The 26,470-nt window shown below is 70.7% G+C and carries 22 protein-coding genes; 9 read left to right on the top strand and 13 right to left on the bottom strand.

The window, feature by feature from the left end:
* From ABZ865_RS25120 to ABZ865_RS25095, 6 genes are all read left to right on the top strand, one after another.
* Positions 1–210: hypothetical protein (locus tag ABZ865_RS25120; RefSeq protein WP_361234424.1), on the top strand; the 210-nt coding region annotated here is incomplete at its 5' end.
* Between the two features lie 164 nt (positions 211–374).
* On the top strand, positions 375–2,009 hold the full coding sequence (locus ABZ865_RS25115) for a fucose isomerase (protein ID WP_361234421.1): 1,635 nt from the start codon (positions 375–377) through the stop codon (positions 2,007–2,009).
* A 121-nt stretch (positions 2,010–2,130) separates the two neighbouring features.
* Entirely contained in the window at positions 2,131–3,264 is a 1,134-nt protein-coding gene (locus ABZ865_RS25110; RefSeq protein ID WP_361234418.1) for a DUF4185 domain-containing protein, read from the top strand.
* 41 nt (positions 3,265–3,305) lie between these two features.
* A complete protein-coding gene (locus ABZ865_RS25105; RefSeq protein WP_361234416.1) occupies positions 3,306–5,003 on the top strand; it encodes a hypothetical protein in 1,698 nt (565 codons plus the stop codon).
* 165 nt (positions 5,004–5,168) lie between these two features.
* The gene (locus ABZ865_RS25100; protein WP_361234413.1) at positions 5,169–6,155 is read left to right on the top strand and encodes a LysR family transcriptional regulator; all 987 of its coding nucleotides are present in this window, start codon (positions 5,169–5,171) and stop codon (positions 6,153–6,155) included.
* A 150-nt stretch (positions 6,156–6,305) separates the two neighbouring features.
* Positions 6,306–7,907 carry a M4 family metallopeptidase gene (locus tag ABZ865_RS25095; protein ID WP_361234410.1) on the top strand — a complete coding sequence of 534 codons (1,602 nt, stop codon included), beginning with the start codon at positions 6,306–6,308 and terminating at the stop codon, positions 7,905–7,907.
* A 113-nt stretch (positions 7,908–8,020) separates the two neighbouring features.
* Here the strand turns inward: ABZ865_RS25095 and ABZ865_RS25090 are convergent, their stop codons facing one another.
* Positions 8,021–9,220, bottom strand: coding sequence for a cysteine desulfurase-like protein (locus ABZ865_RS25090; RefSeq protein WP_361234407.1), 1,200 nt, complete (start codon positions 9,218–9,220; stop codon positions 8,021–8,023).
* A gap of 108 nt (positions 9,221–9,328) precedes the next feature.
* Here ABZ865_RS25090 and ABZ865_RS25085 point away from each other — a divergent pair, with 108 nt between their 5' ends.
* Positions 9,329–10,282 (top strand): LysR family transcriptional regulator, encoded by a 954-nt coding sequence (locus ABZ865_RS25085; protein ID WP_361234404.1) that lies wholly within the window; start codon positions 9,329–9,331, stop codon positions 10,280–10,282.
* Positions 10,283–10,499: 217 nt separating this feature from the next.
* Here ABZ865_RS25085 and ABZ865_RS25080 read toward each other — a convergent pair whose 3' ends face one another.
* The 3 genes from ABZ865_RS25080 to ABZ865_RS25070 form a co-directional block, all read right to left on the bottom strand.
* Positions 10,500–11,315, bottom strand: a complete 816-nt coding sequence (locus tag ABZ865_RS25080) for an SAM-dependent methyltransferase (protein ID WP_361234401.1) — start codon at positions 11,313–11,315, stop codon at positions 10,500–10,502.
* 82 nt (positions 11,316–11,397) lie between these two features.
* Positions 11,398–11,616, bottom strand: a complete 219-nt coding sequence (locus ABZ865_RS25075; RefSeq protein WP_361234598.1) for a DUF397 domain-containing protein — start codon at positions 11,614–11,616, stop codon at positions 11,398–11,400.
* A 29-nt stretch (positions 11,617–11,645) separates the two neighbouring features.
* Entirely contained in the window at positions 11,646–12,512 is an 867-nt protein-coding gene (locus tag ABZ865_RS25070; protein WP_361234397.1) for a helix-turn-helix transcriptional regulator, read from the bottom strand.
* 316 nt (positions 12,513–12,828) lie between these two features.
* Here ABZ865_RS25070 and ABZ865_RS25065 point away from each other — a divergent pair, with 316 nt between their 5' ends.
* Together ABZ865_RS25065 and ABZ865_RS25060 are read left to right on the top strand one after the other, a co-directional pair.
* On the top strand, positions 12,829–13,287 hold the full coding sequence (locus tag ABZ865_RS25065) for an ATP-binding protein (RefSeq protein ID WP_361234394.1): 459 nt from the start codon (positions 12,829–12,831) through the stop codon (positions 13,285–13,287).
* 121 nt (positions 13,288–13,408) lie between these two features.
* Positions 13,409–13,789 carry a hypothetical protein gene (locus ABZ865_RS25060; protein ID WP_361234391.1) on the top strand — a complete coding sequence of 127 codons (381 nt, stop codon included), beginning with the start codon at positions 13,409–13,411 and terminating at the stop codon, positions 13,787–13,789.
* A 49-nt stretch (positions 13,790–13,838) separates the two neighbouring features.
* On the opposite strand, the gene ABZ865_RS25055 is transcribed toward ABZ865_RS25060, so the two are convergent.
* From ABZ865_RS25055 to xylB, 9 genes are all read right to left on the bottom strand, one after another.
* Positions 13,839–15,347, bottom strand: a complete 1,509-nt coding sequence (locus tag ABZ865_RS25055; RefSeq protein WP_361234388.1) for a DUF4246 domain-containing protein — start codon at positions 15,345–15,347, stop codon at positions 13,839–13,841.
* 169 nt (positions 15,348–15,516) lie between these two features.
* The gene (locus ABZ865_RS25050; RefSeq protein ID WP_361234385.1) at positions 15,517–16,737 is read right to left on the bottom strand and encodes a metallophosphoesterase; all 1,221 of its coding nucleotides are present in this window, start codon (positions 16,735–16,737) and stop codon (positions 15,517–15,519) included.
* A 212-nt stretch (positions 16,738–16,949) separates the two neighbouring features.
* Positions 16,950–18,473, bottom strand: a complete 1,524-nt coding sequence (gene adh / locus ABZ865_RS25045) for an aldehyde dehydrogenase (RefSeq protein WP_361234383.1) — start codon at positions 18,471–18,473, stop codon at positions 16,950–16,952.
* 56 nt (positions 18,474–18,529) lie between these two features.
* Positions 18,530–19,867, bottom strand: a complete 1,338-nt coding sequence (locus tag ABZ865_RS25040; RefSeq protein ID WP_361234380.1) for a GAF domain-containing protein — start codon at positions 19,865–19,867, stop codon at positions 18,530–18,532.
* A gap of 78 nt (positions 19,868–19,945) precedes the next feature.
* The gene (locus ABZ865_RS25035; RefSeq protein WP_361234377.1) at positions 19,946–20,548 is read right to left on the bottom strand and encodes an N-acetylmuramoyl-L-alanine amidase; all 603 of its coding nucleotides are present in this window, start codon (positions 20,546–20,548) and stop codon (positions 19,946–19,948) included.
* A 62-nt stretch (positions 20,549–20,610) separates the two neighbouring features.
* Entirely contained in the window at positions 20,611–21,624 is a 1,014-nt protein-coding gene (locus ABZ865_RS25030; protein ID WP_361234374.1) for an acetamidase/formamidase family protein, read from the bottom strand.
* Between the two features lie 81 nt (positions 21,625–21,705).
* Positions 21,706–23,190: an APC family permease gene (locus tag ABZ865_RS25025; RefSeq protein WP_361234371.1), complete on the bottom strand. Its 1,485-nt coding sequence runs from the start codon at positions 23,188–23,190 to the stop codon at positions 21,706–21,708.
* A gap of 320 nt (positions 23,191–23,510) precedes the next feature.
* Positions 23,511–24,719, bottom strand: coding sequence for an ROK family transcriptional regulator (locus ABZ865_RS25020; RefSeq protein WP_361234368.1), 1,209 nt, complete (start codon positions 24,717–24,719; stop codon positions 23,511–23,513).
* 141 nt (positions 24,720–24,860) lie between these two features.
* Entirely contained in the window at positions 24,861–26,306 is a 1,446-nt protein-coding gene (xylB, locus tag ABZ865_RS25015; RefSeq protein ID WP_361234365.1) for a xylulokinase, read from the bottom strand.
* Positions 26,307–26,470: the final 164 nt, after the last annotated feature.

Raw genomic sequence — 26,470 nt, 5'->3', positions numbered from 1 at the left:
CTGCTCGACCTCGATCCGGTTCCGCCGCCGGTCCGATCCCGGGTCCGGGTGGGGCTGCTCGACCTCGATCCGGTTCCGCCGCCGGTCCGATCCCGGGTCCGGGTGGGGCTGCTCGACCTCGATCCGGTTCCGCCGCCGGTCCGATCCCGGGACCGGATGCGACCACTCGACCCCACCCGGTCCCACCCCGGGCCGGACCGCGGCCCCTGAACGCACCGGTCCGGTCCCGGGGCCGGACGTGATCGATCCCGTCCCGGTCACGCCCCCGAGCCGGGACCGGGCCCCTGAACCTCCCGGCCCCGGCCGGGACCGGACGTGACTGCTCGACCCATCGGCCCTCACTTCGGGCCGAACGCACAACCAACGGAGACCGCATGACCACGTACACCCTGCCCGAGCCCCGCCGGGTGCCGGCCGCCGAGCCGAACACCGTCTACACCGTGGCCAGCGGTGACCTGCGCCCCGCCGCCAACGTCACCTGCTGGCCCACCCAGGAGAAGCTGGAGAACGACCTCGCCGCCGCGCTCACGGACCTCGGCTGGGCGGTCCGACGCGGCCACGCGGTCGACGAGGCCAAGGGGCACGGCTTCATCGACAGCCAGCGCGCCGGCATCGAGGTGTTCAAGAACCTGCCCGAGGACGCCCCGCTGATCGTCGTCGAGGGCGTCTGGCAGTACAGCCACCACGTCCTGGCCGGACTGCGCAGCCACCGGGGCCCGATCCTCGTCGTCGCGAACTGGAGCGGCGAGTTCCCGGGCCTGGTCGGTCTGCTGAACCTCGCCGGCAGCCTCACCAAGGCGGGGCGCGAGTACTCCGTCCTGTGGAGCGCCGACTTCACCGACGACTGGGCGCGGGACGGCCTGCGCACCTGGCTCGAGACGGGCACCCTCACCCACGACACGAGCCATGTCCGGCCCCTGCCGCCGCTGCCGCAGGACCCCGAGACCGAACTGGGCGTGGCCCTCGCCCGGCAGCTGCGCGACGAGAAGGCGATCATCGGCGTCTTCGACGAGGGCTGCATGGGCATGTACAACGCCATCATCGACGACGAGTTCCTCAACCCGCTCGGCATCTACAAGGAGCGCCTGTCCCAGAGCGCCCTGGTCGCGGAGATGAACAAGGTCTCCGACGAGGAGGCCCAGGCCGTCCGCGCCTGGCTCGACCACGCCGGCATGACCTTCCACACCGGCACCGACGAGGCCACCGAACTCACCGACGCGCAGCTGCTCAGCCAGTTCAAGATGTACATAGCCGCGCTGCGCATCGCCGACGACTTCGGACTCGACGCTGTCGGCATCCAGTACCAGCAGGGCCTCAAGGACACCGTCCCGGCCAGCGACCTCGCCGAGGGTCTGCTCAACAACGTCCAGCGTCCGCCGGTGCTCAGCCGCGACGGCGCCCGTGAGCTGTACGCGGGCGCGCCGCTGCCGCACTTCAACGAGGTGGACGAGGGCGTCGCCGTCGACTCCCTCGTCACCAACCGCATCTGGACCGCGATGGGCCTCGACCCGGCCACCACGCTGCACGACGTCCGCTGGGGCGAGGAGTACGACGGCCGGTTCGTCTGGGTCTTCGAGATATCCGGCTCGGTGCCCGCCTCCCACAACGGCGGCTACGACAAGTCGTACAGCATGCGTCAGCCCCCGATGTTCTTCCCGCTCGGCGGCGGCACCCTCAGCGGCGTCTCCAAGCCGGGCGAGATCGTCTGGTCGCGCGTGTTCCTGATGGACGGCCGGCTGCACGTCGACCTCGGCCGCGCCACCTCGATCGAGCTGCCCGAGGAGGAGACCCGGCGCCGGCTGGATGCCACCAACCACCAGTGGCCGATCATGCATGCGGTCCTGCACGGCGTCACCCGCGACCAGTTCATGGCCCGCCACCGCGCCAACCACCTCAACGTCGCCTACGCCCCCGACGCGGAGACCGCCGACAAGGCGCTGCGCGCCAAGGCCGCGCTCTTCGCCGAGCTGGGCGTCGAGGTGCACCTGTGCGGTGACGTGGCGCTGTAGTCGCATCCAGGGCCACGCCGGTGGTGTGCGTGCCCGCATCCGCACACCACCGGCGTGCATCAGCACGTGGACGAGCGAGCAGGCGAACCAGGAAATCCCCCACGATTCCGAGGAGTTCAGCATGGTCCACGCACAAGGTCCCACCCCTACCCCCACCCCCACCCCTGCCACGGCCGCCGGCCCGAGCCGCCGCTCGGTGCTCACCGCCGGACTGGGGCTGGCGACGACGGTAGCCGGGCTGAGCACAGGGGCGCCGCGCGCGAGCGCCGCCCCGGCCGGGGCCACCGCCGTCACCGCCATCACCGGCACGAAGATCAGGAACCTCACGGGTCCCGCCGAGACGGGCCCCTTCGCCGCTCCCTGGACCGACCTGGGCATCCCCGCCCGCTGCCCCGACGGCACGATGCTCTTCGTCTGCGGCGACACCTTCGACGGAGCGGGCGTGGGCGGGCCGGACTGGCGGGCCCCGGTGGGCCTGCGCGCACGCCGCCCCGACATCGACCGCCTCGTCATCGACGACAGCGTGGGCGGCTCGCACGCCGTCGGCCTCGTCCCGGAGGGCCACCAGAACAACACGACCGCCATCCCGTCGGACGTCTTCACGGTCGGCGGCACGATGTACATGCACCTGATGCGCGGCGTCCTCTACCAGACCCACCACTCCGACTTCTGGCGCTCGACGGACAACGGCCGGACGTGGCGGTACCTGTGCCAGTGGCCCGGTGACCAGTACGGCGGCCAGTTCCAGCAGAAGTCGTACGCCGTCGCGGACGACGGATACTGCTACGTCCTGTCGACCGTGTTCAACCGCGACGTGGCCTCCGACCTCCTCCTCCACCGCGTCCGCCAGGACCAGTTGGGCAACCCGGCCGCGTACCAGCCGTGGGGCTACGCGAACGGCGCCTGGGCCTGGGGCAACTACCCGACCACGATCACCGCCCGCCGCCGCTGGGGCGAGATCTGCTTCCGTGCGATGGGCGGCAAGTACGCCCTGACTTGGCTGAACATGGAGCCGCTTTCGATGCGCGCCCAGATCTTCGCGCTCCCGACGAGCAATCTGTTCACCACCCCGGAGCAGACCGTCATCGTCCCCACCGCTCCCGGCCACGAGTCCGGCAACGCGGTCGCGAGCCCGTACGGCGGTTTCATCGTCCCCGGCTCCACGTTCAGCGACTTCCACCTCACCGTGAGCCAGTGGTACGACGCCCAGAACTACCGGGTCATGCAGTACCGGATCAACGGTCTGGCCGTCTGAGCACGTTCCCCCCACCCACCACCCCCTCCCGAGGAGCACGTGTGCGCATATCCAGATCCCTGATCACGCTGGCGGCCGGCCTGGCCGCCGTGACCATGCTGACGACTCCGGCCGTCCACGCCGATGCCGACACCGCCACCGCCACGGCGACGGCCGGTGCGACCGTGACCGCGACCGCGAACGCCCCGGAGAGCAGCTACTTCTCGACCGTGGACATCGCCCCCGGCGCCACCATCGGCGCCCCCGCGATCGGCGACAACAGGGAGCATGGCGACCTGTGGCCGTCGTGCTGGTCGAACGACGACAACGTCTACGCCGCCTACGGCGACGGCCTGGGCTTCGGCGACACCTGGAACGACGTCGGCGTGGCCCGGATCAGCGGTGACCCCGGCAACCTGACGGGTACCCAGCGCGCGGCGGGCGACCGGATCGGCCGGATCTGGGGCGACCCCCAGCAGTACTACCGCAAGCCGACCGGCATGGCCTGCGTGAACGGCGACCTGTACCTCGCCGTCCAGGACCTCAAGCAGGGCACCCTGGACAACGCGCCCAGCGCGACCATCGTCAAGTCGACCGACAAGGGCGCCACCTGGACGTCGGACACGACCACCCCGATGTTCTCGGACCAGAAGTTCACCACGGTCATGTTCCTGGACTACGGCAAGGACAACGCCAACAGCCCGGACGGATACGTCTACGCCTACGGCCTGGACTACAACTGGCGCGACACCTTCGACCCCGACCCGGACCCGGCCGACCTCTACCTGGCCCGGGTGCCCGCCACGTCCGTCCAGAACCGGTCCACGTGGCAGTTCTACGCCGGTGCCAGCGCCGGCACCCCGCAGTGGACCTCGAACATAGACCAGCGGGTGTCCGTCCTGCACGACGACCACCGCATCTACCAGAACGTGGGAACCGCGGGCCGCGCGCGGGACCTGAGCGTGATCAGCCAGGGCGGAGTCGTCTACGACAAGCCACTGAACCGGTACATCTACACGTCCTGGACGGAGTACACGTACGAGTTCTACGAGGCGCCCACCCCCTGGGGACCGTGGAAGCACTTCACCCCGAAGGACTTCGGCGGCTACCCCTGGACCCACGCCAAGCACGGCGGTTACGCCACCACCATCCCGTCGAAGTACATCAGCGCCGACGGCAAGTCCATGTGGCTCCAGTCCAACGTCTGCCCCTGCGGCGGCGGTTACCCGGCCGGCGACTTCTGGGCGTACACCTTCTCGCTGCGCAGGATGTCTCTCACCCCGTCGGTCCCCACCACCCCGGGCAACACCCCGGACGCCGCCCGCAACCTCGCCCGCGAACCGGGCACCGTCCCGATCGAACGCGCCACGCACTTCGGCACCGCGATCTACAACGACGGCAACAAGAACCAGAACGAGGACGACTGGAACGACGAGCGCAAGCCGACCAGCTGGTGGGGCTACACCTGGCCGCGTACCTACCGCCTCAACGAGGTGGCGTACACGACCGGCACCATGTTCGGCGACGGCGGCTGGTTCAGCAGCGCCCCGCGCATCCAGGTGCGGCAGAACGGGGTCTGGACCGACGTCACCGGCCAGCGGGTGACCCCCACCCTCCCGACCTCCTCGGCCGCCGGCACCAACAGGACGTACGTCTTCGACTTCGACGCCACGACCGGTGACGGCGTCCGCGTCATCGGCGGCAGCGGCGGCACCCAGACCTTCACCTCGATCGCCGAACTGGAGGCCTACTACCGCTGAGCCGCGCCGGGGCGGAGGCTTCGCCGGCTTCGGCGCAGGTTTTACCAGCCCGTGGTTGCCGCCCCCGGGGACCCGTCGGATTCTTGGTCACCATGCCGTGGGGCAGCTGGTTCTGCTGGTCAGGGGGGTGCATGGGCTGCATGGGCCCCCCGCGCAGTGCGGGGGATGAGCATGCACCTGGAGTTCCGGCACCTGCGTGTCCTGCTCACCGTGGCCGAGGCCGGCAGCATCCGCAAGGCCGCCGCACGGCTGCAGCTCTCCCAGCCGGCCATGAGCGCCCAGCTGAAGCGGATCGAACACGAGCTGGGCGGCCCGCTGTTCATCCGCAGCGCCGACGGGGTGAAGCCGAACGAGAACGGACAGTACGTCCTGCGCTGCGCCCGTGACCTCGTCGTGGGCTTCGACCGGCTGCGAGAGCACGCGCGATCGGCGGCCGAGGCGGACAGACAGGCCGCCGCCCCGCTGAGGGCGGGCGGAACCGCCGGCCCCCTGATGTCCCTGCTGGTCTCCGCCCTCTTCGAACTCGTGCCGGAGCGCCGGGTCACCATAGATGCCCGCCGGTCCGTGCACACCCTGGTGAAATCGCTGGGCCAGTCGAAATGCGACATCGCGGTGTTCGGCGAGTTCCCGGGCTTCCCGCTCCCGGTCGGCGAGTCGGTGGCGACGCGCACCCTGCTGCGCGAGCCGGTCTTCGTCCTGCTCGCCGAGGACCACCCGCTGGCGCGCCAGGAGAAGGTCGGCCTCCATGAACTGGCGGGCGAGGACTGGGTCATGCCGGAGGCCGACGAGAGCGGTGTGCACGCGTACCTTCATCTCACCTGCCAGTCGGCGGGATTCACTCCGCGCATCGCCCATGTGACGCCGGACCTGTCCGTGGCCCAGATCCTGGTCGCCGGCCGGCGTGCCGTCTGCGGCGTCTGGCCGACCGCCGACGTCTCCGCCCAGGGCACCGTGCAGCGACCGCTCGTGGACGTCCCGTTCCACCGGCGGCTGCTGCTGGCCTGGAACACGGGGTCGGTTCCGCCCGCGCTCGCCGACGCGGCCTGCGAGCGTCTGCTGGCCGCCTACCTGGCGCTGGTGCGGCAGCGGCCGCAGTACCTGGCCTGGTGGGAGGACGGCGGCAAGGAGTTCGCCCTCGGCGAGGGCGTGTGACCGGGCGATCCCCGTTCCCCTCCCCATGCCCTATAGCTCCGCGGTTATAGCCCAGTTGGGATCACGCCAGGAACATGTCACCTGGTGAACACTTCGCGTCAACGTCCCTGGACGTCGTCACCCCACGACGAGCGAAGGAATCACCCCCTCATGTCCCGTTCCCTTCTTGCTCTTTCCGCGATGGTCGCCGCCGGCGTCATCACCACGGGCGCGATGGCCGCGCCCGCGCACTCCCAGACCGACGCGGTCAAGCACGTGACCTCCGTCCGCGACACGGCGATAGCCCAGGCCAAGGCGAACGTGACCCGGCACGCCGACACCTTCGGTTTTGGCGCGGGCCAAAGACTCCACGTCAAGGACGTCGTGATCGACGCCGACGGCACCCAGCACGTCCGCTTCGAACGCACCTACCGCGGCCTCCCCGTCGTCGGCGGCGACTTCGTCGTCCACCAGAAGGCCGACGGCTCGCTCAAGGGATCCAGCCGCGCGAAGGCCCACAAGGTGGCGCTCAAGTCGGTCACTCCCACCCTCGACGCCAGGGGCGCCGCGGCCGGTGCACTGAAGCGCTCCAACGGCGTGGTGCGCAACGCCAAGTCCAGCCCCGAACTGATCGTGTGGGCCGCCGACGGCACTCCGCGCCTGGCCTGGCGCACCACCGTCCAGGGCCTGGGCGACAAGGGCCAGCCGCACGGCGAGGTCTTCATCACCGACGCCACCACCGGCGCGGCGATCGAGAACTACGACGCCGAGCACGAGGCGACCGGCACCGGCCACTCCGAGTACACGGGCGACGTCAGCATCGACACGACCCAGCAGGCCGACGGCACCTTCGCCCTGATCGACCCGGTGCGCGGCCACATCACCAAGGACGCGCACAACATCTCGTCCTCGTCCCTGAAGAGCACCTCCGGCACCCTGTTCACCGACGCCGACAACATCTGGGGCGACGGCAGGAAGTTCTCCACCGACCGCGCCACCGCCGCCGTCGACGCGCACGCCAACACCGCGAAGACGTTCGACTACTACAAGACGACCTTCGGCCGCAACGGCATCAAGAACGACGGCCGCGGCGCCACCGTCTTCGTCCACGTCGGCACCAACTGGGACAACGCCCAGTGGTCGGACACCTGCTTCTGCATGATGACCGGCGACGGCAACGGCACCACCGACCCCGAGCAGGTCGACCTCGACACCATGGGCCACGAGATGACCCACGGCGTCACCTCGGCCACCGCCAACCTGCGCTACAGCGGTGAGTCCGGCGGCCTGAACGAGGCGACCAGCGACATCCTCGGCACGATGGTCGAGTGGTACGCCAACAACCCGGTCGACACCCCCGACTACCTCTTCAGCGACCAGTCCACCCCGCCGTGGCTGCGCCGCTTCGACAAGCCGTCCCTGGACGGCCGCTCCGCCGACTGCTGGTCGAAGTCGGTCGGCCGCCTCGACGTGCACTACTCCTCGGGTGTCGGCAACCACTGGTTCTACCTCGCGAGCGAGGGCAGCGGCGCCAAGACCATCAACGGCGTCTCCTACAACAGCCCCACCTGCAACGGCTCCACGGTCACCGGCATCGGCAACCAGAAGGCCTCCGCAATCTGGTACCGGGCGCTGACCGTCTACATGACCTCCACCACGGACTACAAGGGCGCCCGCACGGCGACCCTGAACGCGGCGAAGGACCTCTACGGCGCCACCAGCCCCGAGTACTCCACCGTCGCCGCGGCCTGGAGCGCCCTCAACGTCTCCTGACGCACCGACACACCGCCTGACCCGCGGCAGCCGGCCCGGACGACGACGAGCATCCCCTCAGCCGTCGCCCGGGCCCCGCAACCCCCTGCCGGGCATCCCCAGATCCGGCGAGGTCAGAGGAAGTCGGCGAGCCCGTCGAGGAAGCGGTCCACGTCTTCGGTGGTGTTGTAGGGGGCCAGGCCCGCGCGCAGGGCCGGGTCCTCGAGCTTGAGCGCGGTGAAGGGTTCGTAGGCGTAGAACGACCCGGCCGGTGCCACCACGTCGCGCGCGGCCAGATGTGCCTGGGCCTCGCGGGCGTCGCGGCCTTCGACGGACATCAGGAGCGTCGGGGTGCGGTCGGCGGCCTTCGAGTGCACGGTGATGGCGTCGCCCAGGGACTCCAGACCCGTCTGCAGCCGCGCGCGCAGCGTCAGTTCGTGCTCGTGCAGGGACTCGAGGGAGCGGGTGAGGCGCTCCCTTCGCGAGGTCCCCGTGCCCGGGTCCAGCTCGGCGAGGAAGCCGACGGCTGCGGTGGCGCCCGCCAGGATCTCGTACGGCAGCGTGCCGAACTCGAAACGTTCGGGCACCGTGTCGGGGGACGGCAGGAGCTTGTCCGGGCGCAGGGTTTCGAGGAACTCGGGTGCCGCCGCGAGCACCCCGCAGTGCGGTCCGAGGAACTTGTACGGCGAGCAGACGAACACGTCGGCCCCGAGAGCGGGCACGTCCACGAGGTGGTGCGCGGCGTAGTGCACGCCGTCCACGTACACCAGAGCGCCCACTTCATGGGCGCGGTCGGCGATCCGGCGGACGGGCGGCTTGGTGCCCAGCACGTTCGAGGCCGCCGTGACCGCGACCAGCCGGGTCCGGGGCGTCAGGGCCCGCTCGTACGAGTCGAGGTCGAGCTCCGTGGTCTCCGGGGCGATCTCGATCCAGCGGACCGTCACTCCGGCGCGCTCGGCGGCCTGGATCCAGGGGCGGACGTTGGCGTCGTGGTCGAGGCGGCTGAGGACGATCTCGTCACCCGCGTTCCAGGTCATGGCCAGGTGGCGGGAGAAGTCGTACGTGAGCTGCGTGGCGCTGCGGCCGTGGACGATGCCGTTCGCGGGCATGTTCAGCAGATCGGCGTAGGCGGCGCGGAAGTCCGCGACGGCGCGCTCGGCGTTGAGCTCCGACGGGCTGACGGTTCCCCGGTTGGACAGGGGGCCGGTCAGCGTCGCGGCGATGGCGTCGGCAACGGGGCGGGGGGTCTGCGTTCCGCCCGGACCGTCGAAGAAGGCGAGCCCGGAGGCGAGGGAGGGGAAGTGGGCCCGCAGGGCGGTGAGGTCGATGGCCATGGTCCCTGCTTTCTGCCGGGCGGAGTGCCCGGCGTCGCGGTGCCTCTACTCTGGCGTCGAGCCCGAGACACGTAAAGCGATGGATCTCGAAGAGAAAGTTCATGAAGCATGAAGTCTCAGCCGGATCTGAAGCTCCTGGCCACCTTCCTGGCCGTCGTACGCCGCGGCTCGATGGCCGAGGCCGCGGCCGAGCTCGACTACGTGCCCTCGGCGGTGTCCCAGCACATCGCCGCGCTCGAACGCGACATGGGCGTCGAACTGATCACCCGCCGCCCCGGCAGCCGGCTCATCCTCACCGCGGCCGGCCGCTCCCTCGCCCAAGCTACCGAGACGCTCTTCGACGCGACCGCGCGCTTCCAGGACGCCGCCCACGGCATCGCGCATCGCGAGATCGCCGAACTACGCGTCGGGACCTACCCCAGCGCCATGACCTACCTCCTCCCACAGGTCCTGTCCACGCTCAGGGCTCGCCGCCCGGGTCCCCGGATCCGTCTCGTCGTCGTGGAGACGGACGAGGGCGTGCCGAGGGTGACGTCCGGAGACATCGACCTGCTCGTCGCCTACCGCTACCTGCCCGAGGACCCGCCGGCTCCGTCCGAGGCGTTGACGATCAACGTCCTGGGGCGTGAACCGCTTGTCCTGGTCACGGGTGCCGAGCCGGGGCGCCGACGCCCGGTGGAGCTGGCCGAATGCCTGGAACGGGAATGGGTCTCGGGCCACGCCCACAACCCCGACCGGCGTCTGCTGCACCGCTGGGCCGGAGAGCTCGGGATCGCGCCGCAGGTGACGTTGGAGACCGAGGACCTGCACAGCATGCTCGCCATGATCCGGGCGGGCCTCGCGGTGGGCCTGATCCCGGCCACGCTGCTCGGAGCGGGACACGACGCCGGAGTCGAGAGGGTGGTCCTGCCGCCCGGGGTCGCGCCGCTTCACCGGGAGATCCTCGCCGTCGGCAGACCCGGCGCCCGCTCCCCGCTCATCGACGAGCTGGTCACGCTCCTGGCCGGCGCGGTGGACAGCGCGCAGTCGGCAGGGGGGGAGCACAGTCCGCTGATCACGTAGTTCCGGTCCCGCTCCGTCGACTCCACCGCCCACACCACACGTGACGCGCCCCGCGCGATCGGCTGAGTCGCCGACCAGTGGGCCAGGACATGGGCCGTGGGCCGACGCCGATCACCAGTCCGCCGATGACATCGTGCACGAGGCTCGCCGCCTGGAGCCGGGCATGGTCCGGGTCATCGGTCTCCGTGATCGTCACGGTGCGGCGGCCGGGCCCCGGCTAGCGCTTGATGCCTACGCCCGCCAACAGGCTGATCTGGGCGTCCGTGGGCTCCGTCCCGTCGGTCGGCTCGGCGGGCCGCCAGCGGTGGCAGCACACGATGCCGGGGTCGATCAGGTCGAGTCCGTCGAAGAAACGGCGGACCTCGCTGTGCGAACGGAACTGCACCGGAGACCCGGACTTGGTGTAGACCTCCGCGACCTTGTTCCAGGTGACGGGGTCGAAGTCGGGCGTGCAGTGGTTCATGGCGAGGGCGCTGCCCACCGGGAGCGGGTCGAGCAGCCGGCGGATGATGGCGTACGGGTCGTGCGGGTCGGTGATGAAGTGCATGAGCGCGTTGAGGGAGAGGGCGATGGGCTGGTCGAAGTCCAGGACCTCCGAGGCCTCCACGGCGCTCATCAGCGCATCGGGGTCCCTGACGTCGGCCTCGATGTAGGCCGTGCGTCCCTGCGCCGTGCTGCGCATGAGGCGTTCGGCGTACTTGAGGACGAGGGGGTCGTTGTCGGCGTACACGACGCGGGCATCGACCGCCACCGACTGGGCGACCTGGTGCAGGTTGGGCTCGGTGGGGATACCCGTGCCGATGTCGAGCCACTGGCGGATGCCGTGCTCCTGCGCCAGGACCCGGGTGGCCCGGTGCATGAAGGCCCGGTTCTCGCGGGCGGTCACGTAGATGCCGGGGTGGGCCTTGGCGGCGACCAGGGCCGCCTCCTTGTCGATCTCGAAGTGGTCCTTGCCGCCGAGGAAGTAGTCGTACATCCGGGCCGAGTGCGCCTTGCTCGTGTCGAGATCCCGGCCGGCCTGCCTGGTGTTCATGTTCTCCCCTTCACGCGTGTGTCTGTCGGCCCGCAGGCCAGGAGCGGGACCGGTGTCGTCGTCCCTTCTGCCCGCCGCCGGTTCACCCGGCGACCAAGTGATCGGCCAGGCCCTCTTTGACCCCGCGGAGGAACGCGGCGATCTCCTCCGGCGCGTAGATCAGCGCCGGTCCGGCCGGGTCGGTCGACTGCCGTATCGCCACGCGGCCGTCGGCGAGGAGTTTCGTCTCGACGCACTGACCGCCGTTCGGTCCGCTCCAGGGGCGCTCCCAGCCCTGTTCCCCGAGGTCGCGGGCCGGCATCCCGTTGTAGACGCCCTCGTCGTTGAATGTCACTGGTACTCCTTGCGCATGCGGTTCAAAAGCGCCCTGCTGTCCTCCGACGACGTCAGTAGCGCCATACGGGAATGCGCCTCGAGATGGGCGACGACGTCCGCGCGCTGGTCCAGGTAGACGGAGGCGGACAGGAGTTCGCTGTAGACGATGTCGGGCAGCTCGGGTTCCTCGAACCGGAAATACGTGAACGGTGCACACGCCCCGACATGCGCACCCGCCGCGAACGGCACGATGTCGATGCTGACATGCTCGAGCTCGGACATGTCCAGGAGCCGCTCGATCTGCTCCCGCATCACGTCCGCGCTGCCCACCGCCCGGTGCAGGACGGCTTCCTCCATGACCACCCACAACGTGGGGGCGTCCGCGCGCTCCAGCAGGCTCTGGCGGCGCAGCCGCAGCTCCACGCGGCGCGCGAGCTCCTCCTCGCTCCCGTTCGGCAACCCGCCGCGCAGTACGGCGCGGGCGTAGTCGGGGGTCTGCAGAAGGCCGGTGACGTACTGGGGTTCATAGGTGCGCAGCGTCTTGGCGCTGGTCTCCAGGCTGACGTAGGCGGTGAACCAGCTGGGGACGGCGTCGCGGTAGGAGTGCCACCAGCCGGGTTCGTTGGCCTGCTCGGCCAGGTCGACGAACTCGTCGATCACCTGGCGGTCCGCCCCGTAGGTCTCCAGGAGCTTCTCCACGTAGAGAGGCTTCAGCGCGACCTCGGCCTTCTCCAGCCGGCGGATCGTCAGGGTCTTCACGCGCAGGGCTTTGGCCGCGTCCTCCAGCGAGGCACCGGCGTCGAGCCGCATGTCCTGCAGCCGGCGGCCGAGGATCATGCGCAGGACCGTCGGCGCGCTGGTGCTGGAACGGGCCTCGCTCACGCCCAACCTCCTGAGGGGCTATCAACAATGCCATTCTGGCAGTGACTTGATGTTGACGCCAGGGTGATACCCGCGCTGCTGAAATTATCAGGGAGTCGGTTGCAGCGTGAGCGCGATCACGCGCATAGTTGACGTGTGAGTGGTCAAGTCGCAGCTCTGACGCAGCATCCGGCCCGGGCGGGACACGTGATGCTGATGCCGTCGTCGGCGCCCCACCGCGGGGCGCCTGCCTCGTCGTACGCCTCTCGCCGCTCGTGCTGGAGCCCGCATCCCCCCACCGCGCCCGCCCCCGAGAAGGCGCTGGAAGGCGACATCCGTGACTGTGCCCACGCCCTCAGCCCTGGCCTCGACCCCCGCCTTACCCACGACCGTGCCTCGTCGGGAGTACTGGTTCGGCCTGCCCGCCCTGCGCACCAGCGTGAGATCCGCCCGCGACACCGTGCGCGACCGGCTCCTTGCCTGGCAGGTGCCCGGCGATACATGCTGCGACGCGGTGCTGCTGGTCTCCGAGCTGACCACGAACGCCGTACTCCACACCGACAGCGGTCATGTGCTGTGTGGCCTCACGCTGACCGGCGAGGAGCGGCGCCTGCGTATCGAACTCCACGACGACGGCCGCACCCCGGTCCGCCGGATCGAGCACCACGCCGGCCCCGGCGCGGAGAACGGACGGGGCCTGTTCCTCGTCCAGCAACTCGCCGACCGCTGGGGTTCCGCATGCTCGACGCGGGCCGAAGGAAAGGTCGTCTGGGCGGAGTTGACGGCCTACCCCTGATGCCATGGGCACCGGTCGGCGCTGAACATGGCGCCCCCTCGGCAGGGAAAGCCGGTTGGAGCGTGGCCAGGCCCGGCCGGCTGCGTACCGGACCAGTTCGATTCCCCTACAGAAGGCGCCCATGACCCCTCATGGCGACACCGCTTCTCCCGTCGTGCTGTACGTATGCGCCGACCGAGCCCCGGGCGCGCCCGGGGCGGCCACGCAGCACGCGCAGACAGAGGGGCACGCGTTCGCCCGGGAGCGCGGACTGACGATCGCCGAGGTCGTCACTGACATGTACGGTGAGCCCGACCCGGCCCGGCGCAGAGGGTGGCGGCGTGTGAGACAGCTGGTCCAGACAGGCCATGTCACCGCGGTACTCGTCCGCTGGCCCAGCGCCATCGCCCCGGAGTCCGCGCATGAACTCCGGCACCGTGAGACCGCCTGGCTCCACGACCACGGCGTGCGCGTCCAGTACACCTGGGCGCCCTTGTCATCGAGGAGCGGCGAGGCCCTGTGATCCCGCTCGGCCGCCCTCCTGACCTGCATGTATGCAGGTCAGGAGAGATTCAGTGCTCGCAGAGGGAGAATTCTCGTTCGTAGAGCTGCTCGTTGTGTTCGTCGACGAAGAACTTGCGTTCCTGCATGAGTTGTTCGCGGTAGTTCTTGGCCTGTTCAAGCGTCATGGTCGAGGTGTCGGACCACGGTTGCTGCGGTGGCACATCGGATGTCGAAACGATCGTCTCCGACGGGTCGACCAGGAAGAACGCGAGAATTTTTCGATGTCCCGGGCGGGTCTGGTCCATGAGGCGGAATGATCCGACGCGGTGCTGCAGGATGTTCGGGAACGCCAGGCAGCGGCCCGCTGGGGTCGATGCCGATCCCAGCACCTGGTTCAGTGCGTCTTCGTCCTCCAGGCCATAGACCTCACGCACACCGTTGTCGTCACTCTGTTCGTAGTCCGGGTCGTCGAGTGCCGCCCGGAAACTCAGCCGGCTTTCGGTGATGTTCTCGCTGTCCCAGTAGTAGATGCCGGTCGCGACGATCCGCTCGTTCAACATCCCCTCGACATGCCAGGAACCGCCAGGGTACTCGGGCTTGTCCGGGGTGAGATGAATGGTGGCGAGCTTGACGATGACCTGGAGACGGCGACCCCGCAGGTCGACTCGGGCGAATTCATCGGGCAACTCGGGCGGGGTGAAGGCCGGGGCGTCCGGGATGACCGGGCGACGGTTTTCCCACCAGTCGTCCTGGGCCTCTTCCCATGCACGGACGGCTTCTGCGTAGGCCCCGTCATCACTGTAGGAGGACTTGTCCGGATAGTCCGGCTCCGAGTCGTACCACCCATAAGGATCGGCCTCGATCCGCAGGGGTCGCGGATGGCGCAGATCGGTGAGCACGTTCTCCAGCAGTGGGCGGAAGCGCGCGAACAATTCTGGCAGGACGGAGGCGAGTTCGCGATGAGTGTCGGGGTGGACGTTGTTGACGTAGGAACGGAAGACGACATCGCCGTCGTCACTGACGTCGACGTCCGTGGGCAGCCACTGGAATTTCTCCGAGAATTCGTACCTCGAGTAGCGGTCCGTCGGGTTCTGCCAAGCCCGCTCGGGCGCGCCGCTCACCTCTCGCACCAGGCAGAACAGTGAAGGATGAACCAGATCCAGTACCTGGCCGTCGGATCCGGGATGCCAGTCCTGGTCTGCTTCGGGGACCTGTTCCAGAACCCGAACCGCCTCGCGCAGCCGGGATCTGAGCTTGTCGTCGACCAGCGTGTCCGACTGCCACACCCCGTCGACGGCGGACACCTCCACGCCGGTTCGTCCGTCCCGCAGCGCGGCGTAATGCACGAGTTCGGCAAGCACGTAACGAACCTGCGCTTCGGTGAGCCCCTGGGCGACCGCTTCCTGGGTCCACCTGGCGACGATGTCGGCATCGTTCATCTTGTCGAACCACCCCGGCTTCGCCCGAATGTGTGCGCTGCACTGCATCATCTGAAGCTCCCGCAGCGTTCGCGGTGTCGCGAACGCTATGGAACGGGAAGCATGAAACGGCAGCGGGAAAGCAGGCAGGCCAGTCAATTCTCTCGGTCCTCCCGGTCGGTGTGCGGAGGCGGGAAGGATACGTCAGCACACTGACACCGCAGCCGTGACCGCTGTCCTCGCTGGCCCGGGAGCCAGGGCTTCGACGTGGCCGCGTGATGCCCGAACGGCCTCCGCGCACCGGGCGGATGTGTTGGCCCGTCCCGTGCTACGGCGAGGTGGGCCGGTGCGGGCTGCGGAGCACCAGCAGGGTGATCTCGCTGGGGGCGAAGACGCGGAACGGCGGGCCCCAGAAGCCGGTGCCGCGGCTGGTGTAGAGGAGGGTGCGGGTGCCGTGGTGGCTGAGGCCGGCGAGGGCGGGCTGGTCGATGCGGACGAGGTGGTGGAAGGGCCAGATCTGGCCGCCGTGGGTGTGGCCGGAGAGTTGGAGGTCGATGCCGGCGGCCGCCGCCCGGTCGATGAACTTGGGCTGGTGTGCCAGGAGCAGGACGGGCAGGTCGGGGTCGGCGCCGTTCAAGGCTCCGGCGAGGTGGGCGCGGTGGCCTGCCAGGCCGGAGGACTCGGCGGTGACGTCGTCCACGCCGGCGACCACGAGGGTGTCGCCTCCGCGTTCGAGCAGCAGATGGCGGTTGCGCAGCGGCTCCCAGCCCAGCTCGTCCATCAGGTCGACCCAGCCCTGGGCCTCGCTGTAGTACTCGTGGTTGCCGGTGACGTATACCCGGGCCCGGGTGGCCCGCACGGTACCGAGTGGGGCGGCCTGGGCGCGGCGGCGTTCGGCCGTGCCGTCCGCGATGTCGCCGGTGTGGCAGACCAGGTCGGCTTCCAGGGTGTTGACCGTCTCGCACACCCGCGCCGACCAGCGGGCGCGATCGAGTGGGCCGTAGTGGGTGTCGGTGATGAGGGCGACGCGGAGGCCGTCCAGCCCGGCACCCAGTCGCGGGAGTTGCACGTCGAGGCGGCGCACGCGTGGCACGCGGCGGGCCTCGGCGTACCCCCAGGCGAGCAGTACGGCGGTTGTGCCGAGGACGGCCCACGTGACGATTCGGGCCCGGTCCTGACTCTCGCCGACGCCGGCCACGGTCAGGGCGAGCCGCAAGAAGACGCCGAGCAGAACGGACCAGGTGAACAGGACCCAGCTCGTGCCCAGCAGGGTGTCACCGACGATCGCCGCCCGGTCCTGCTGACGCCGGCCGTGGCCGCGCACCATCGCGAACGGCATACCGACGAGGCCGAGGACGAACAGGGCGGTGCCGACCAGCGTGACGGGCAGCGGCCAGTGCTGGCCGGTGTACAGGAGCGCCCAGCAGGGCACGGTCCACAGAAGTACGGGGGCGATCAGGGGGATGTAGCGCATCAGGCGGTGCACTCGGCTCGGCCGCGGAGCTTGCGCTTCGCTGTCGGCGGGCCGGGCGTTGCTGGTGTCGGTCACGCTTCCCCTCTCTGACCAGGCTGCCGTCTCGCGCACTGTATCCGGTCGCCCTCGGGCCGGCCGGACCGGCGTTCATGGGCGCAGCAGCTTGGGGCGAGGGGTTCTCCGCGGGATGGCAGGACTCCGCTCCGAATTTCGCTTCGCGGCCAGGGTGAGCCCGATAGGGGCGCCTGCCAGGCGTCTGCCCTGGTCAGGCGCCCCATTTCCGGTGGCTAGAAGAAGCCCAGCTTCTTCGGTGAGTACGACACCAGGAGGTTCTTGGTCTGCTGGTAGTGGTCCAGCATCATCCGGTGCGTCTCGCGGCCGATCCCGGACTGCTTGTAGCCGCCGAACGCCGCGTGGGCGGGGTAGGCGTGGTAGCAGTTGGTCCACACCCGGCCGGCCTGGATCGCGCGGCCCGCGCGGTACGCGGTGTTGATGTCGCGGGTCCACACACCGGCGCCGAGGCCGTACAGCGTGTCGTTGGCGATCTTGATCGCGTCGTCGAAGTCGTCGAAGGAGGCCACCGAGACGACCGGGCCGAAGATCTCCTCCTGGAAGATCCGCATGCGGTTGTCGCCTTCGAAGATGGTCGGCTGGACGTAGTAGCCGCCCTTCAACTCGCCGTCGTGTTCGATGCGTTCGCCGCCGACGAGGACCTTCGCACCCTCCTGCCGGCCGATGTCCAGGTAGGAGAGGATCTTCTCCAGCTGGTCGTTGGAGGCCTGCGCGCCGATCATCGTGTCGGTGTCCAGGGGGTGCCCCGGCTTGATCTGCCGGGTGCGTGCGACGGCCGCCTCCAGGAACTCGGCGTAGTGGCCGCGCTGGACGAGCGCCCGCGACGGACAGGTGCACACCTCGCCCTGGTTGAGCGCGAACATCGTGAAGCCCTCGAGAGCCTTGTCGCGGAAGTCGTCGTCGTGCGCCCACACGTCGTCGAAGAAGATGTTCGGCGACTTGCCCCCGAGCTCCAGTGTGACCGGCTTGATGTTCTCCGAGGCGTACTGCATGATCAGCCGCCCGGTCGTCGTCTCGCCGGTGAACGCCACCTTCGCCACCCGCGGACTGGAGGCCAGCGGCTTGCCCGCCTCCACCCCGAATCCGTTGACGATGTTCACCACGCCCGGCGGCAGCAGATCGGCGATCAGGCTCATCCAGTAGTGGATGGACGCCGGGGTCTGCTCGGCGGGCTTGAGGACGACCGCGTTGCCCGCGGCGAGCGCCGGCGCGAGCTTCCAGGCCGCCATCAGGATCGGGAAGTTCCACGGGATGATCTGCGCGACGACCCCGAGCGGCTCGTGGAAGTGGTACGCCACCGTGTCGTCGTCGATCTCGCCCAGCGACCCCTCCTGCGCGCGGATCGCGCCCGCGAAGTAGCGGAAGTGGTCGATGGCCAGCGGGATGTCGGCCGCCAGTGTCTCGCGGACCGGCTTGCCGTTCTCCCAGCTCTCGGCCACCGCGAGGGGTTCGAGGTAGGCCTCCATGCGGTCGGCGATCTTCAGCAGGATGTCGGAGCGTTCCGTCACCGACGTACGACCCCACCCGGGCGCCGCCGCATGCGCCGCGTCCAGCGCCCGCTCGACGTCCTCCGCCGTGCCACGCGCGATCTCGGTGAACGGCTGCCCGTTGACCGGCGACGGATTCTCGAAGTACTGCCCGCGGACAGGCGGCACGTACGCGCCGCCGATGAAGTGGTCGTAGCGCGCCTGGTAGGAGACGATCGCGCCCTCGGTGCCGGGCGCCGCGTATCGGGTCATGCTGGTCTGCCTCCCGGTGAAGCGCTGCCCGCCGTTGGGCAGCTTCCGGCGCGAGGCTAGACGGGCCGACGTTGCACGTACGTTGCGCCGCCGGTCGGCACCGGTCGCCGCGCGGCAAGGGCCCGGCGGGCCGGCACCACCCCGGGTACGGCCAGCTCGGCCTCCAGCGCCGCGAGCCGCGCCCGCACCGGCGCCGACGGCCGCACTGCCGCCAGCGCCCGCCACACCTCCAGGTCCGCCTCGCCCCAGGGCGCGTGCGCCCAGTTTGCGAGCAGGTCCGGGTCGCACTGCGCGATCAGCGCCGTCCGCACGGCATCGGCGATCCGCCGCCGCAGTCGTACGACCGCGGGCGCCTGCGAACCCGGCAGCAGCGGGCCGCGGTATGCCTCCGCCGCCGCAGCGACCGCCCCCGCCTCCAGCCGCCGCTCCACCACAGTGGCGTCGGACTCGACCGCCGCCGTCAGCCGGTACGGCCGTGACGCCAGCAGCCCCGGCCCCAACAGCCGTCGCAACCGGGCGAGTTCGGCGCGCAACGTCACCGGCGTCACCGATTCGTCCGCGTACAGCGCGCACAGCAACTCGTCACCGCTCATGCCCTCGGGATGCCGGGCCAGGAGGACGAGGATCTCGCTGTGCCGGCGGCTGAGCCTGATCCGGCGCCCGTCGTCGAGGCGGAGTTCGGCCTCGTCGCGGCCCAGCGCGCTCAGCAGCGGGGTGTCCTCGGCCTGCCGGGGCGGCGCCAGCAGGGCCAGCTGCGACTCGGCGGCCCGCGCCACCGCCTGCACGAAGCCCAGGCTGTGCGGATGCGCCAGCCCGTCCCCGCCGGTGATGTCGACGGCGCCGAGGACCCGGCCGGTGCGCGGATCGTGCACCGGCGCGGCCGCGCACGTCCACGGCTGCACCCGCCGTATGAAGTGCTCCGCCGCGAACACCTGCACCGGCCGGTCCACGGCCACCGCCGTACCCGGCGCGTTGGTGCCGACCGCGGTCTCCGACCAGCGCGCCCCCGGCACGAAGTTCATCCCGTCCGCCTTGCGCCGGGTCGCCGGATGCCCCTCCACCCACAGCAACCTGCCGTGCGCGTCGCACACCGCGAGCAGATGCTCGCCGTCGGCCGCGAACGTGCCCAGCAGCTCCCGGAACAGCGGCATCACCCGGGCCAGCGGATGCTCGGCCCGGTAGGTGCCGAGGTCGCCGTCGGTCAGCTCCACGCTCGCGGTGCCGTCCGGCCCCACGCCGGCTCGCGCGCTGCGCCGCCACGACTCCGCCACCACCGAGCGCACCGGCCGGGGCACCGTGCCCGCCGATGTGAACGTCTCGTGCGCCCGGCGCAGCACCCGGACCCGCTCGGCGGGGTCGGCCCCGGGCTCCAGGGCCACCCACGGATCGGTCAACTCGGCCTCCCCGGACGTGAAACGACTGGGACCATCGTCACGCGCCGTGTTCGCGCGGACAACCGGTTCGACGTCCGCCTAGGCGAAATTGACCAGTCTGATGTAGCGCACCCAGTCCCAGTTCGGACCGGGATCGGTGTGATCGGTGCCGGGCACCTGGTAGTGGCCGATGATGTGCTCCCTGTCCTTGGGGATGCCGTACTTGGCGCAGACCGCCGCCGTCAGCTTCGCGGACTGCTCGTAGAGGGCGTTGGTGAAGTAGCCGGGCTGGTCCACCCAGCCTTCGTGCTCGATGCCGACGCTGCGGGTGTTGTAGCCCCAGTTGCCCGCGTGCCAGGCGACGTCGGCCTCCCGCACGCACTGGGCGACATGCCCGTCCGCCGAACGGACCACGTAGTGCGCGGACACTTTCTTCTGCGGGTTCTGGAAGATGGCGAGAGTGTTGGAGTAGGTCTCCTGTGTGACGTGGATGATCACCCGGTCGATGGTGTACGCCGAGGGACGGCTCGAGGCGGTGAAGTTGCTGCTGCTCGCCGGCTGCCACTCGCCGGAGGGGTAGTCGACGGCCGCCTGCGCGCCCGCGTGCGCGCCGGGGAGCAGCGCGTAGGGAACGGCGGCGAGCGCCGCGCCCTTCAGCAGCCGTCGCCTGCTGAGGCCCGGCCGGGCCCGGTTGTGGTCCATCGTCGGGTGCCTTTCCGAAGCGTGGGGGTGAAGGCGTCACCTGCTGGGGGAACTGAAAAGCGTCAGAGGTTCAGCGCCCGGGCCGTCTCCCGCAGCCGCTGGTGCAGGCCGCGGTATGTCTCCCGCGCGGGCAGCCACTCCTTGCGGAGCTTGGCCACGCACGTGTAGTTGGTGTCGCACACGTTGGCCAACGGTGATTCGACCGCCTGGGTTGCGAACTGGTACGCGTCCAGCTCACTGAATCCGTAGTCGCGCACCAGCCACTGCACCAGGTCGAGCTGCGAAATCCGGAACGCGTCCTCCAGCGGGCGTGCCGAGCCGGTCGAGACGAGATGCGTGTCCGATTCCAGCCGGGGCCAGGGCGTGGCGACGTCCTTCAGCAGGTCGACGATGACCACGGTGTTCATCGCGCACTCCACGGCCACCCCGCAGGTCTCGCCCTCACCCTGCCGCGCGTGCCCGTCACCGAGGCTGAGCAGGGCCCCCTCGACATTGACCCCCAGGTAGCAGGTGACACCGGCCCGCATCTCGGGGGTGTCCATGTTCCCGCCGTGCGCGTCCGGGACCAGGGCCGAGCGGACCTCGAGATTGGCGGGGGCGACGCCCACTGTGCCGTGCATCGGGTCGAGGGGCAGCTCCAGTTCGAGGTCACTGTCGTGCGCCCGGAACAGGGCGGTGCGCCGGGTCCGGTCCAGCTGCCAGATCCAGACCCGCTCCGGGAGCGGCGGCTGCAGCGAGGCCGTGGTGTGGGTGGAGGTGAGCGCGCCGAACAGCGGGACCGTGGTCGACGCGGCCCAGTCCCGCGCCGGTTCGATGGACACGAAGTGCACGGCCACGGTGTCCCCGGGCTCGGCGCCCTCGATGTGGAAGGGACCGGTCTGCGGGTTGAGGAAGGGAAACTCGCAGACCTCGGACACGAGGTCCTTCTCGGAGCGCACCCGGCCGGCGAAGCAGTCCTCGGTGTACAGATCGAGAACCGTGCCGGGCGCGATCCGCGCCACCGGAGGAGCGCCGCCGAACGTCCAGGCGTACGCGTCCGGTTCCGGGCGGACGGTAAGGATCCGGGGATCGGTCATCGTTGGTTCGGCCTTTCCGGTCGTACCTGCCAACTGCCAGTAGTGCTCGCGCGCGTGTGTGCCGGTGCGTCCGACGGCCGATCAGTACGGAACGGTTCCGTCCTGCCGGCCGGTGACCGCGTGGGGCTCCTCGACGTGCACCCGCGCGGTCTCGGCTATGCGCTCGGGGTGACGTCGCATCAGGACCAGCAGCACCACCACGCCCGCGGCCATCCAGAGACCGACGACCGGACCCGCGTAGGACACCGGCGCCGTCAGCTCGGTCACGAAGTCGAAAACCGGTAGTCCCGCGGCGGTCAGCAGCGCCGGGACGAACGCGGCGATCCCCAGCAGGGGGAACAGCAGATGCCGTACCGGCTTGAACGCCTGCCGGCCGGCCCGCAGGAAGTAACCCGCGCAGGCCAGGTTCACCACGATGTACACGCCGACGACGACCGTGACGATCACCGTCGCCAGGAGCAGGAAGGCGGTCACCGGGTCGTAGCCGAAGCCGAGTCCCAGAACGGCGCCGACCGCGACGACGGTCTGCAGGGCGATGCCGGCCACGGGGGAGCGGTGCCGGGGATGGAGCGTGGCCAGCAGGCGGGGCAGGACGCGGATGCGGGCCAGCGCGAAGGCCGTGCGGGTCGAGACGTTGGCGCACGCGTTGGCGTTGGCGATCGTGGAGTTGACCACCGCCAGGAAGACCAGCACCCAGAAGAGGCCGAACGACGCCCGGGCGACGCCCTCCCAGGACGCGGCCCCCGACGCTCCGAACGCCGCGAACCGTTCCGGGCCGAAATACACGGTCATCGCGTAGGTCGTGACGACATAGAAGAGGCCGATTCCCAGGGCCGCCCCGAGCACCGCGCGATGCATGGTCCGGCGGGGATCGCGCGTCTCCTCGGCGAGCGGCGCGGCCGCCTCGAACCCGGCGAACGCCAGCACCGTGTACACGGACCCCGCGAAGACGCCGCTGACGCCCGCATACCCCTCCGCCGTGTGGGAGGTGCCGAACACCGAGAGCGTGTTGGCGTCGCCCGCTCTGCCGATGAGCCAGACGGCGAACACCAGGAGGACGAGGATCTCGAAGACACCGAGGACGGTGCCGAAGCGGGCCGAGGCGCGAACCCCGAGGTATCCGGCGACCGCGATGACGGCCGCGCCCGCCAGCGACCAGGGCCACCACAGGTCCGCCGGATACGAGGACCACTCCTCGTGCAGCGTGCCCGCGGTGGTGAACCCGAGTTGGAGGAGCAGCAGCGGCGGGACGAGCATCTCGACGAAGACGTAGCCCCAGCCGACCAGGAAGCCGATCGCCGGGTGGAGTCCCCGCGCGGTGTAGGTGGCCACCGAGCCGGCCGCGGGTAACTCGCGCGCCAGCTCTGCCACGCAGGAGGCGGTGAACAGGCAGGCCACCAGGGCGACCAGGACCGCCAGTGGCAGACTGCCGCCGGCGAAGGCGGCGCCCGACGGAATGGACGCGGCCACCGCGGCGGCCGGCGCCATCGCCGTGATGCTCTGGAACAGAACCTCGCGCAAACCGATGGCGTCACGCCGGAGCGCCCCGGTCGTCTCCTCGTGCATGTGTCCCCCGATACGTGCCGATACATGTCGATACGTGTCAGCCCGCCGTCACTCGACGAGCGCGCACCTCTCGTGCCGAGAGCGCTCCGCCGCGAAGGGACGGCGGCCGCGCCTCACGTGAATCACGGTACGGCGCAGGCGAGTTGGGCAGAAGGGTGTGCCACGGATCCGTGGACAAGTCGCGGGCTGTGGGCAACTCGGCCACTCGATCGAGTGAGGATCTGGTCCCCTCCGCCCAGGAAACGGTCGAGAACCACGCCTCAGCCTCAGCCTCAGCCTCTGGCTCAGGCCTCAGGCACCGGCACAGCGCGGCGCGACCGTCAGGACCGATCCGCCACCGACGCCGGATCGTCCAGGACGGCCCGGACGACCGAGTGCGCGGCCCCCAGCAACGGGCCCTCCGGGCCCAGCCCGGACACCGCCACCGGGCAGGCGGGCCCCGTCGTACGGCCGGTCAACTCGCTCTCCAGGGACGGCAACAGCCACGGAGAAAGACCCGCCAGGGCCCCGCCCAGCACGACCGACTCGGGGTCGAGCAGATTGACCGCCCCGGTCAGGGCTATGCCGAGCGCGCTCCCGGCGTCCCGCAGGGCCTGCCGTACCGCCTCGTCGCCCCCCTCGGCACGCCCCGCGAGCAGCCCGACCACGTCCTCGCCCGGTTCCAGTCCGGCCGCGCGCAGTACCGCCTCCTCGCCCGCGTACTGCTCCAGACAGCCGCGCCCGCCGCACGCGCAGGCCGGTCCGTCGGGCCGGACCGGGACATGGCCCAGCTCTCCGGCGAACCCCCGCTTTCCGCGCAGCAGTTGCCCGTCCACGACGACCGCGGCGCCGATGCCGATCTCCGCCGACACGTGCAGGAAGTCGCGTGGAGTACCGGCGCCGAGCCACAGTTCCGCCAGGGCGCCGAAGTTGGCCTCGTTGTCCACGGTCAGCGGCAGACCGCCGGGCAGCAGGGCACCGAGGTCCGCGTCCCGCCAGTCGAGGTTCGGCGCGCGGACGACCGTACGGCCGTCGCGGGCCACGAGGCCGGGCACGGCGACCGCGAGCCCGGCGGGCCACAGCCCCTCCCGCTCCGCCTCGGCGACGACCCGGCGGACCAGGGCCGTCAGCTCCTCGATCACCGGGCCGGGGGCGCGGCCCCGGTTCGCGACGTGCCGCACGGCCCGTGCGCGGACCGTGCCGCGCAGGTCGACCGCGCACACCGCGAGGTGGTCGACGCCGACCTCCGCCCCGATACCGGCCGGACCGCGCCCGCTCACCGCGAGCGCCGATCCTGGCCGGCCCACCCGGCCAGGCCGTTCGGGGCCCAGTTCCTCCAGCAGGCCCCAGCGGATCAGCTCGTCCACGAGAGTCGACACCGCCGCCCGCGTCAGACCGATGCGTGACGCGACCGCCGCCCGCGACAGCGAACCCTCCGCGCTGACGGCATGCAGGACCCGAGCCAGGTTGCGCCGGCGTATGCCCTGCTGGGTGTCCGGCAGGGCGCGTCCGGTCCCGGACGAGCGGTTCTCGTGCAGCGGTGCGGTCATGCCTCCGTCAATCCTCGTGTCCGCGGCCGGGCGGGCTCGTTCCGCGGTCCGGCCAGGGTGTCCGGGAGCGGGCTCAGCTCTGTTCCCGGAGTCCATTGTCGAGCCCGGCTCCTCGTCCACCCCCGGCGTCCGCGGCTGGGCTCAGCGCGATCCCGTCCCCCGCTCCAGCAGCGGGGCCGCGTCGGAGAGTACCCCGGCGATCCGGTTCAGCGTCTCCTCGTCCCGTTCGACCGCCTCCAGCACCGGCCCCGCGGTGGTGTTCCAGCGGCGGGCCACCGCGGCCGGGTCCTCGCCGGTCAACAGGGCCGCCGCCTGCGCCGCGGCGCCGAGGGCGACCAGTTCCCGCGCCTCGGGCACCTGGACGGGACGACCCGACAGCCGCCGTACTGTCTGCTGCCAGGCCGTTCCGCGGGCGCCCCCGCCGATCAGCAACAGGGGGGTGCTGCGGTCCGCGTCCGCGTCGAGGACCAGGTCGAGCGCGCCGAGCAGCGAGTGGACCGCTCCGTCGTAGGCCGCCTGGAGCAGCTGACCCCCGGTCGTGTCGTGGCGCAGCCCGTGCAGCAGTCCGGTGGAGTGCGGGAGGTTCGGGGTGCGCTCGCCATCGAGATACGGCAGCAGGGTGAGGGACCCGCCGGGTTCGACGGCCTCGCGGTCCAGGCCCAGCAGGGCCGCGATGCGGTCCACGGCGAGCGTGCAGTTCAGGGTGCAGGCCAGCGGCAGCCAGTCTCCGTGCGCGTCGGCGAAGCCGGCCACCGTGCCGGTCGGATCGGCGGGGCGATGCTTGGAGACCGCGTACACCGTGCCGGACGTGCCGAGGCTCAGCACCGGGGTGCCCGGACGCAGGCCGAGGCCGAGCGCCGCGGCCGCGTTGTCGCCGGTGCCCGGTGCCACCAGGGTGCCCTTGGAGAACGGCAGGTCGTGGCTGTCGCGCACGGTGCCGGCCACCTCGCCGGGCCGTACCACACGCGGCAGGAGCGCCGGGTCGAGCCCGACGTGCGCCAGGATCTCCTCGTCGTACGTCTCCGTTCCGGACGCCCACCAGCCGGTTCCGGAGGCGTCGCCGCGGTCCGTGGTGCCCTGACCGGTCAGGTGCTGGGTGAGGTAGTCGTGCGGGAGCCGCACCGCCCGCGTGGCCCGGACCGCGTCCGGCTCGTGCTCGGCCAGCCAGGCCCACTTCGTGACCGTGAACGACGCGCCGGGCACGCTGCCGGTGCGCTCGGCCCAGGCCTTCGGTCCGCCCAGCTCCTCGACGAGCCGGCGGGCCTGCGGCGCCGAGCGGACGTCGTTCCACAACAGTGCCGGACGCACCGGCTCGCCCCGTTCGTCCAGGGTGACCAGACCGTGCTGCTGGCCGCCGATCGACACCGCGGCCGCCTCGTGCGCCGCGTCACCGCACTGGCGCAGTGCCTCGCACAGGGCGTCCCACCACTGGCGGGGATCGCTCTCCCGGCCCGCGCCGGACGACACGGTGTGCGGCGCCTGGCCGCTCGCCACGATCTCCCCGGTGGCCGCGTCGACGACCAGCGCCTTCGTGGACTGGGTGGAACTGTCCACGCCGACGACGAGCGGACCCTCGGCTGCTGACATCGGGCTCTCCCTCTTCCGCGGCTCTGCGGGTTGTGCTGTGAGCGGGCAACGGCCTCCGTCGACGTCACCGGGCCGTGCCGATTTGTCGTCGAAGACACCTTGTCTCTTCCCTCAGGTGTGTTCGCATACTAATTTGTAAACGGCCATGACGAAATAGTCGTACG

The sequence above is a fragment of the Streptomyces sp. NPDC047085 genome (assembly GCF_040643735.1).
GTDB lineage: Bacteria > Actinomycetota > Actinomycetes > Streptomycetales > Streptomycetaceae > Streptomyces.
This window is presented reverse-complemented; position numbering and strand designations above follow the sequence as displayed.

Coding starts and splice junctions, on each gene's coding strand:
- ABZ865_RS25115 (WP_361234421.1), top strand. CDS start 375: ATGACCACGTACACCCTGCCCGAGCCCCGCCGGGTGCCGGCCGCCGAG.
- ABZ865_RS25110 (WP_361234418.1), top strand. CDS start 2,131: ATGGTCCACGCACAAGGTCCCACCCCTACCCCCACCCCCACCCCTGCC.
- ABZ865_RS25100 (WP_361234413.1), top strand. CDS start 5,169: ATGAGCATGCACCTGGAGTTCCGGCACCTGCGTGTCCTGCTCACCGTG.
- ABZ865_RS25095 (WP_361234410.1), top strand. CDS start 6,306: ATGTCCCGTTCCCTTCTTGCTCTTTCCGCGATGGTCGCCGCCGGCGTC.
- ABZ865_RS25090 (WP_361234407.1), bottom strand. CDS start 9,220: ATGGCCATCGACCTCACCGCCCTGCGGGCCCACTTCCCCTCCCTCGCC.
- ABZ865_RS25085 (WP_361234404.1), top strand. CDS start 9,329: ATGAAGTCTCAGCCGGATCTGAAGCTCCTGGCCACCTTCCTGGCCGTC.
- ABZ865_RS25080 (WP_361234401.1), bottom strand. CDS start 11,315: ATGAACACCAGGCAGGCCGGCCGGGATCTCGACACGAGCAAGGCGCAC.
- ABZ865_RS25075 (WP_361234598.1), bottom strand. CDS start 11,616: ATGCCGGCCCGCGACCTCGGGGAACAGGGCTGGGAGCGCCCCTGGAGC.
- ABZ865_RS25060 (WP_361234391.1), top strand. CDS start 13,409: ATGACCCCTCATGGCGACACCGCTTCTCCCGTCGTGCTGTACGTATGC.
- adh (WP_361234383.1), bottom strand. CDS start 18,473: ATGACCCGATACGCGGCGCCCGGCACCGAGGGCGCGATCGTCTCCTAC.
- ABZ865_RS25035 (WP_361234377.1), bottom strand. CDS start 20,548: ATGGACCACAACCGGGCCCGGCCGGGCCTCAGCAGGCGACGGCTGCTG.
- ABZ865_RS25030 (WP_361234374.1), bottom strand. CDS start 21,624: ATGACCGATCCCCGGATCCTTACCGTCCGCCCGGAACCGGACGCGTAC.
- ABZ865_RS25025 (WP_361234371.1), bottom strand. CDS start 23,190: ATGCACGAGGAGACGACCGGGGCGCTCCGGCGTGACGCCATCGGTTTG.
- ABZ865_RS25020 (WP_361234368.1), bottom strand. CDS start 24,719: ATGACCGCACCGCTGCACGAGAACCGCTCGTCCGGGACCGGACGCGCC.
- xylB (WP_361234365.1), bottom strand. CDS start 26,306: ATGTCAGCAGCCGAGGGTCCGCTCGTCGTCGGCGTGGACAGTTCCACC.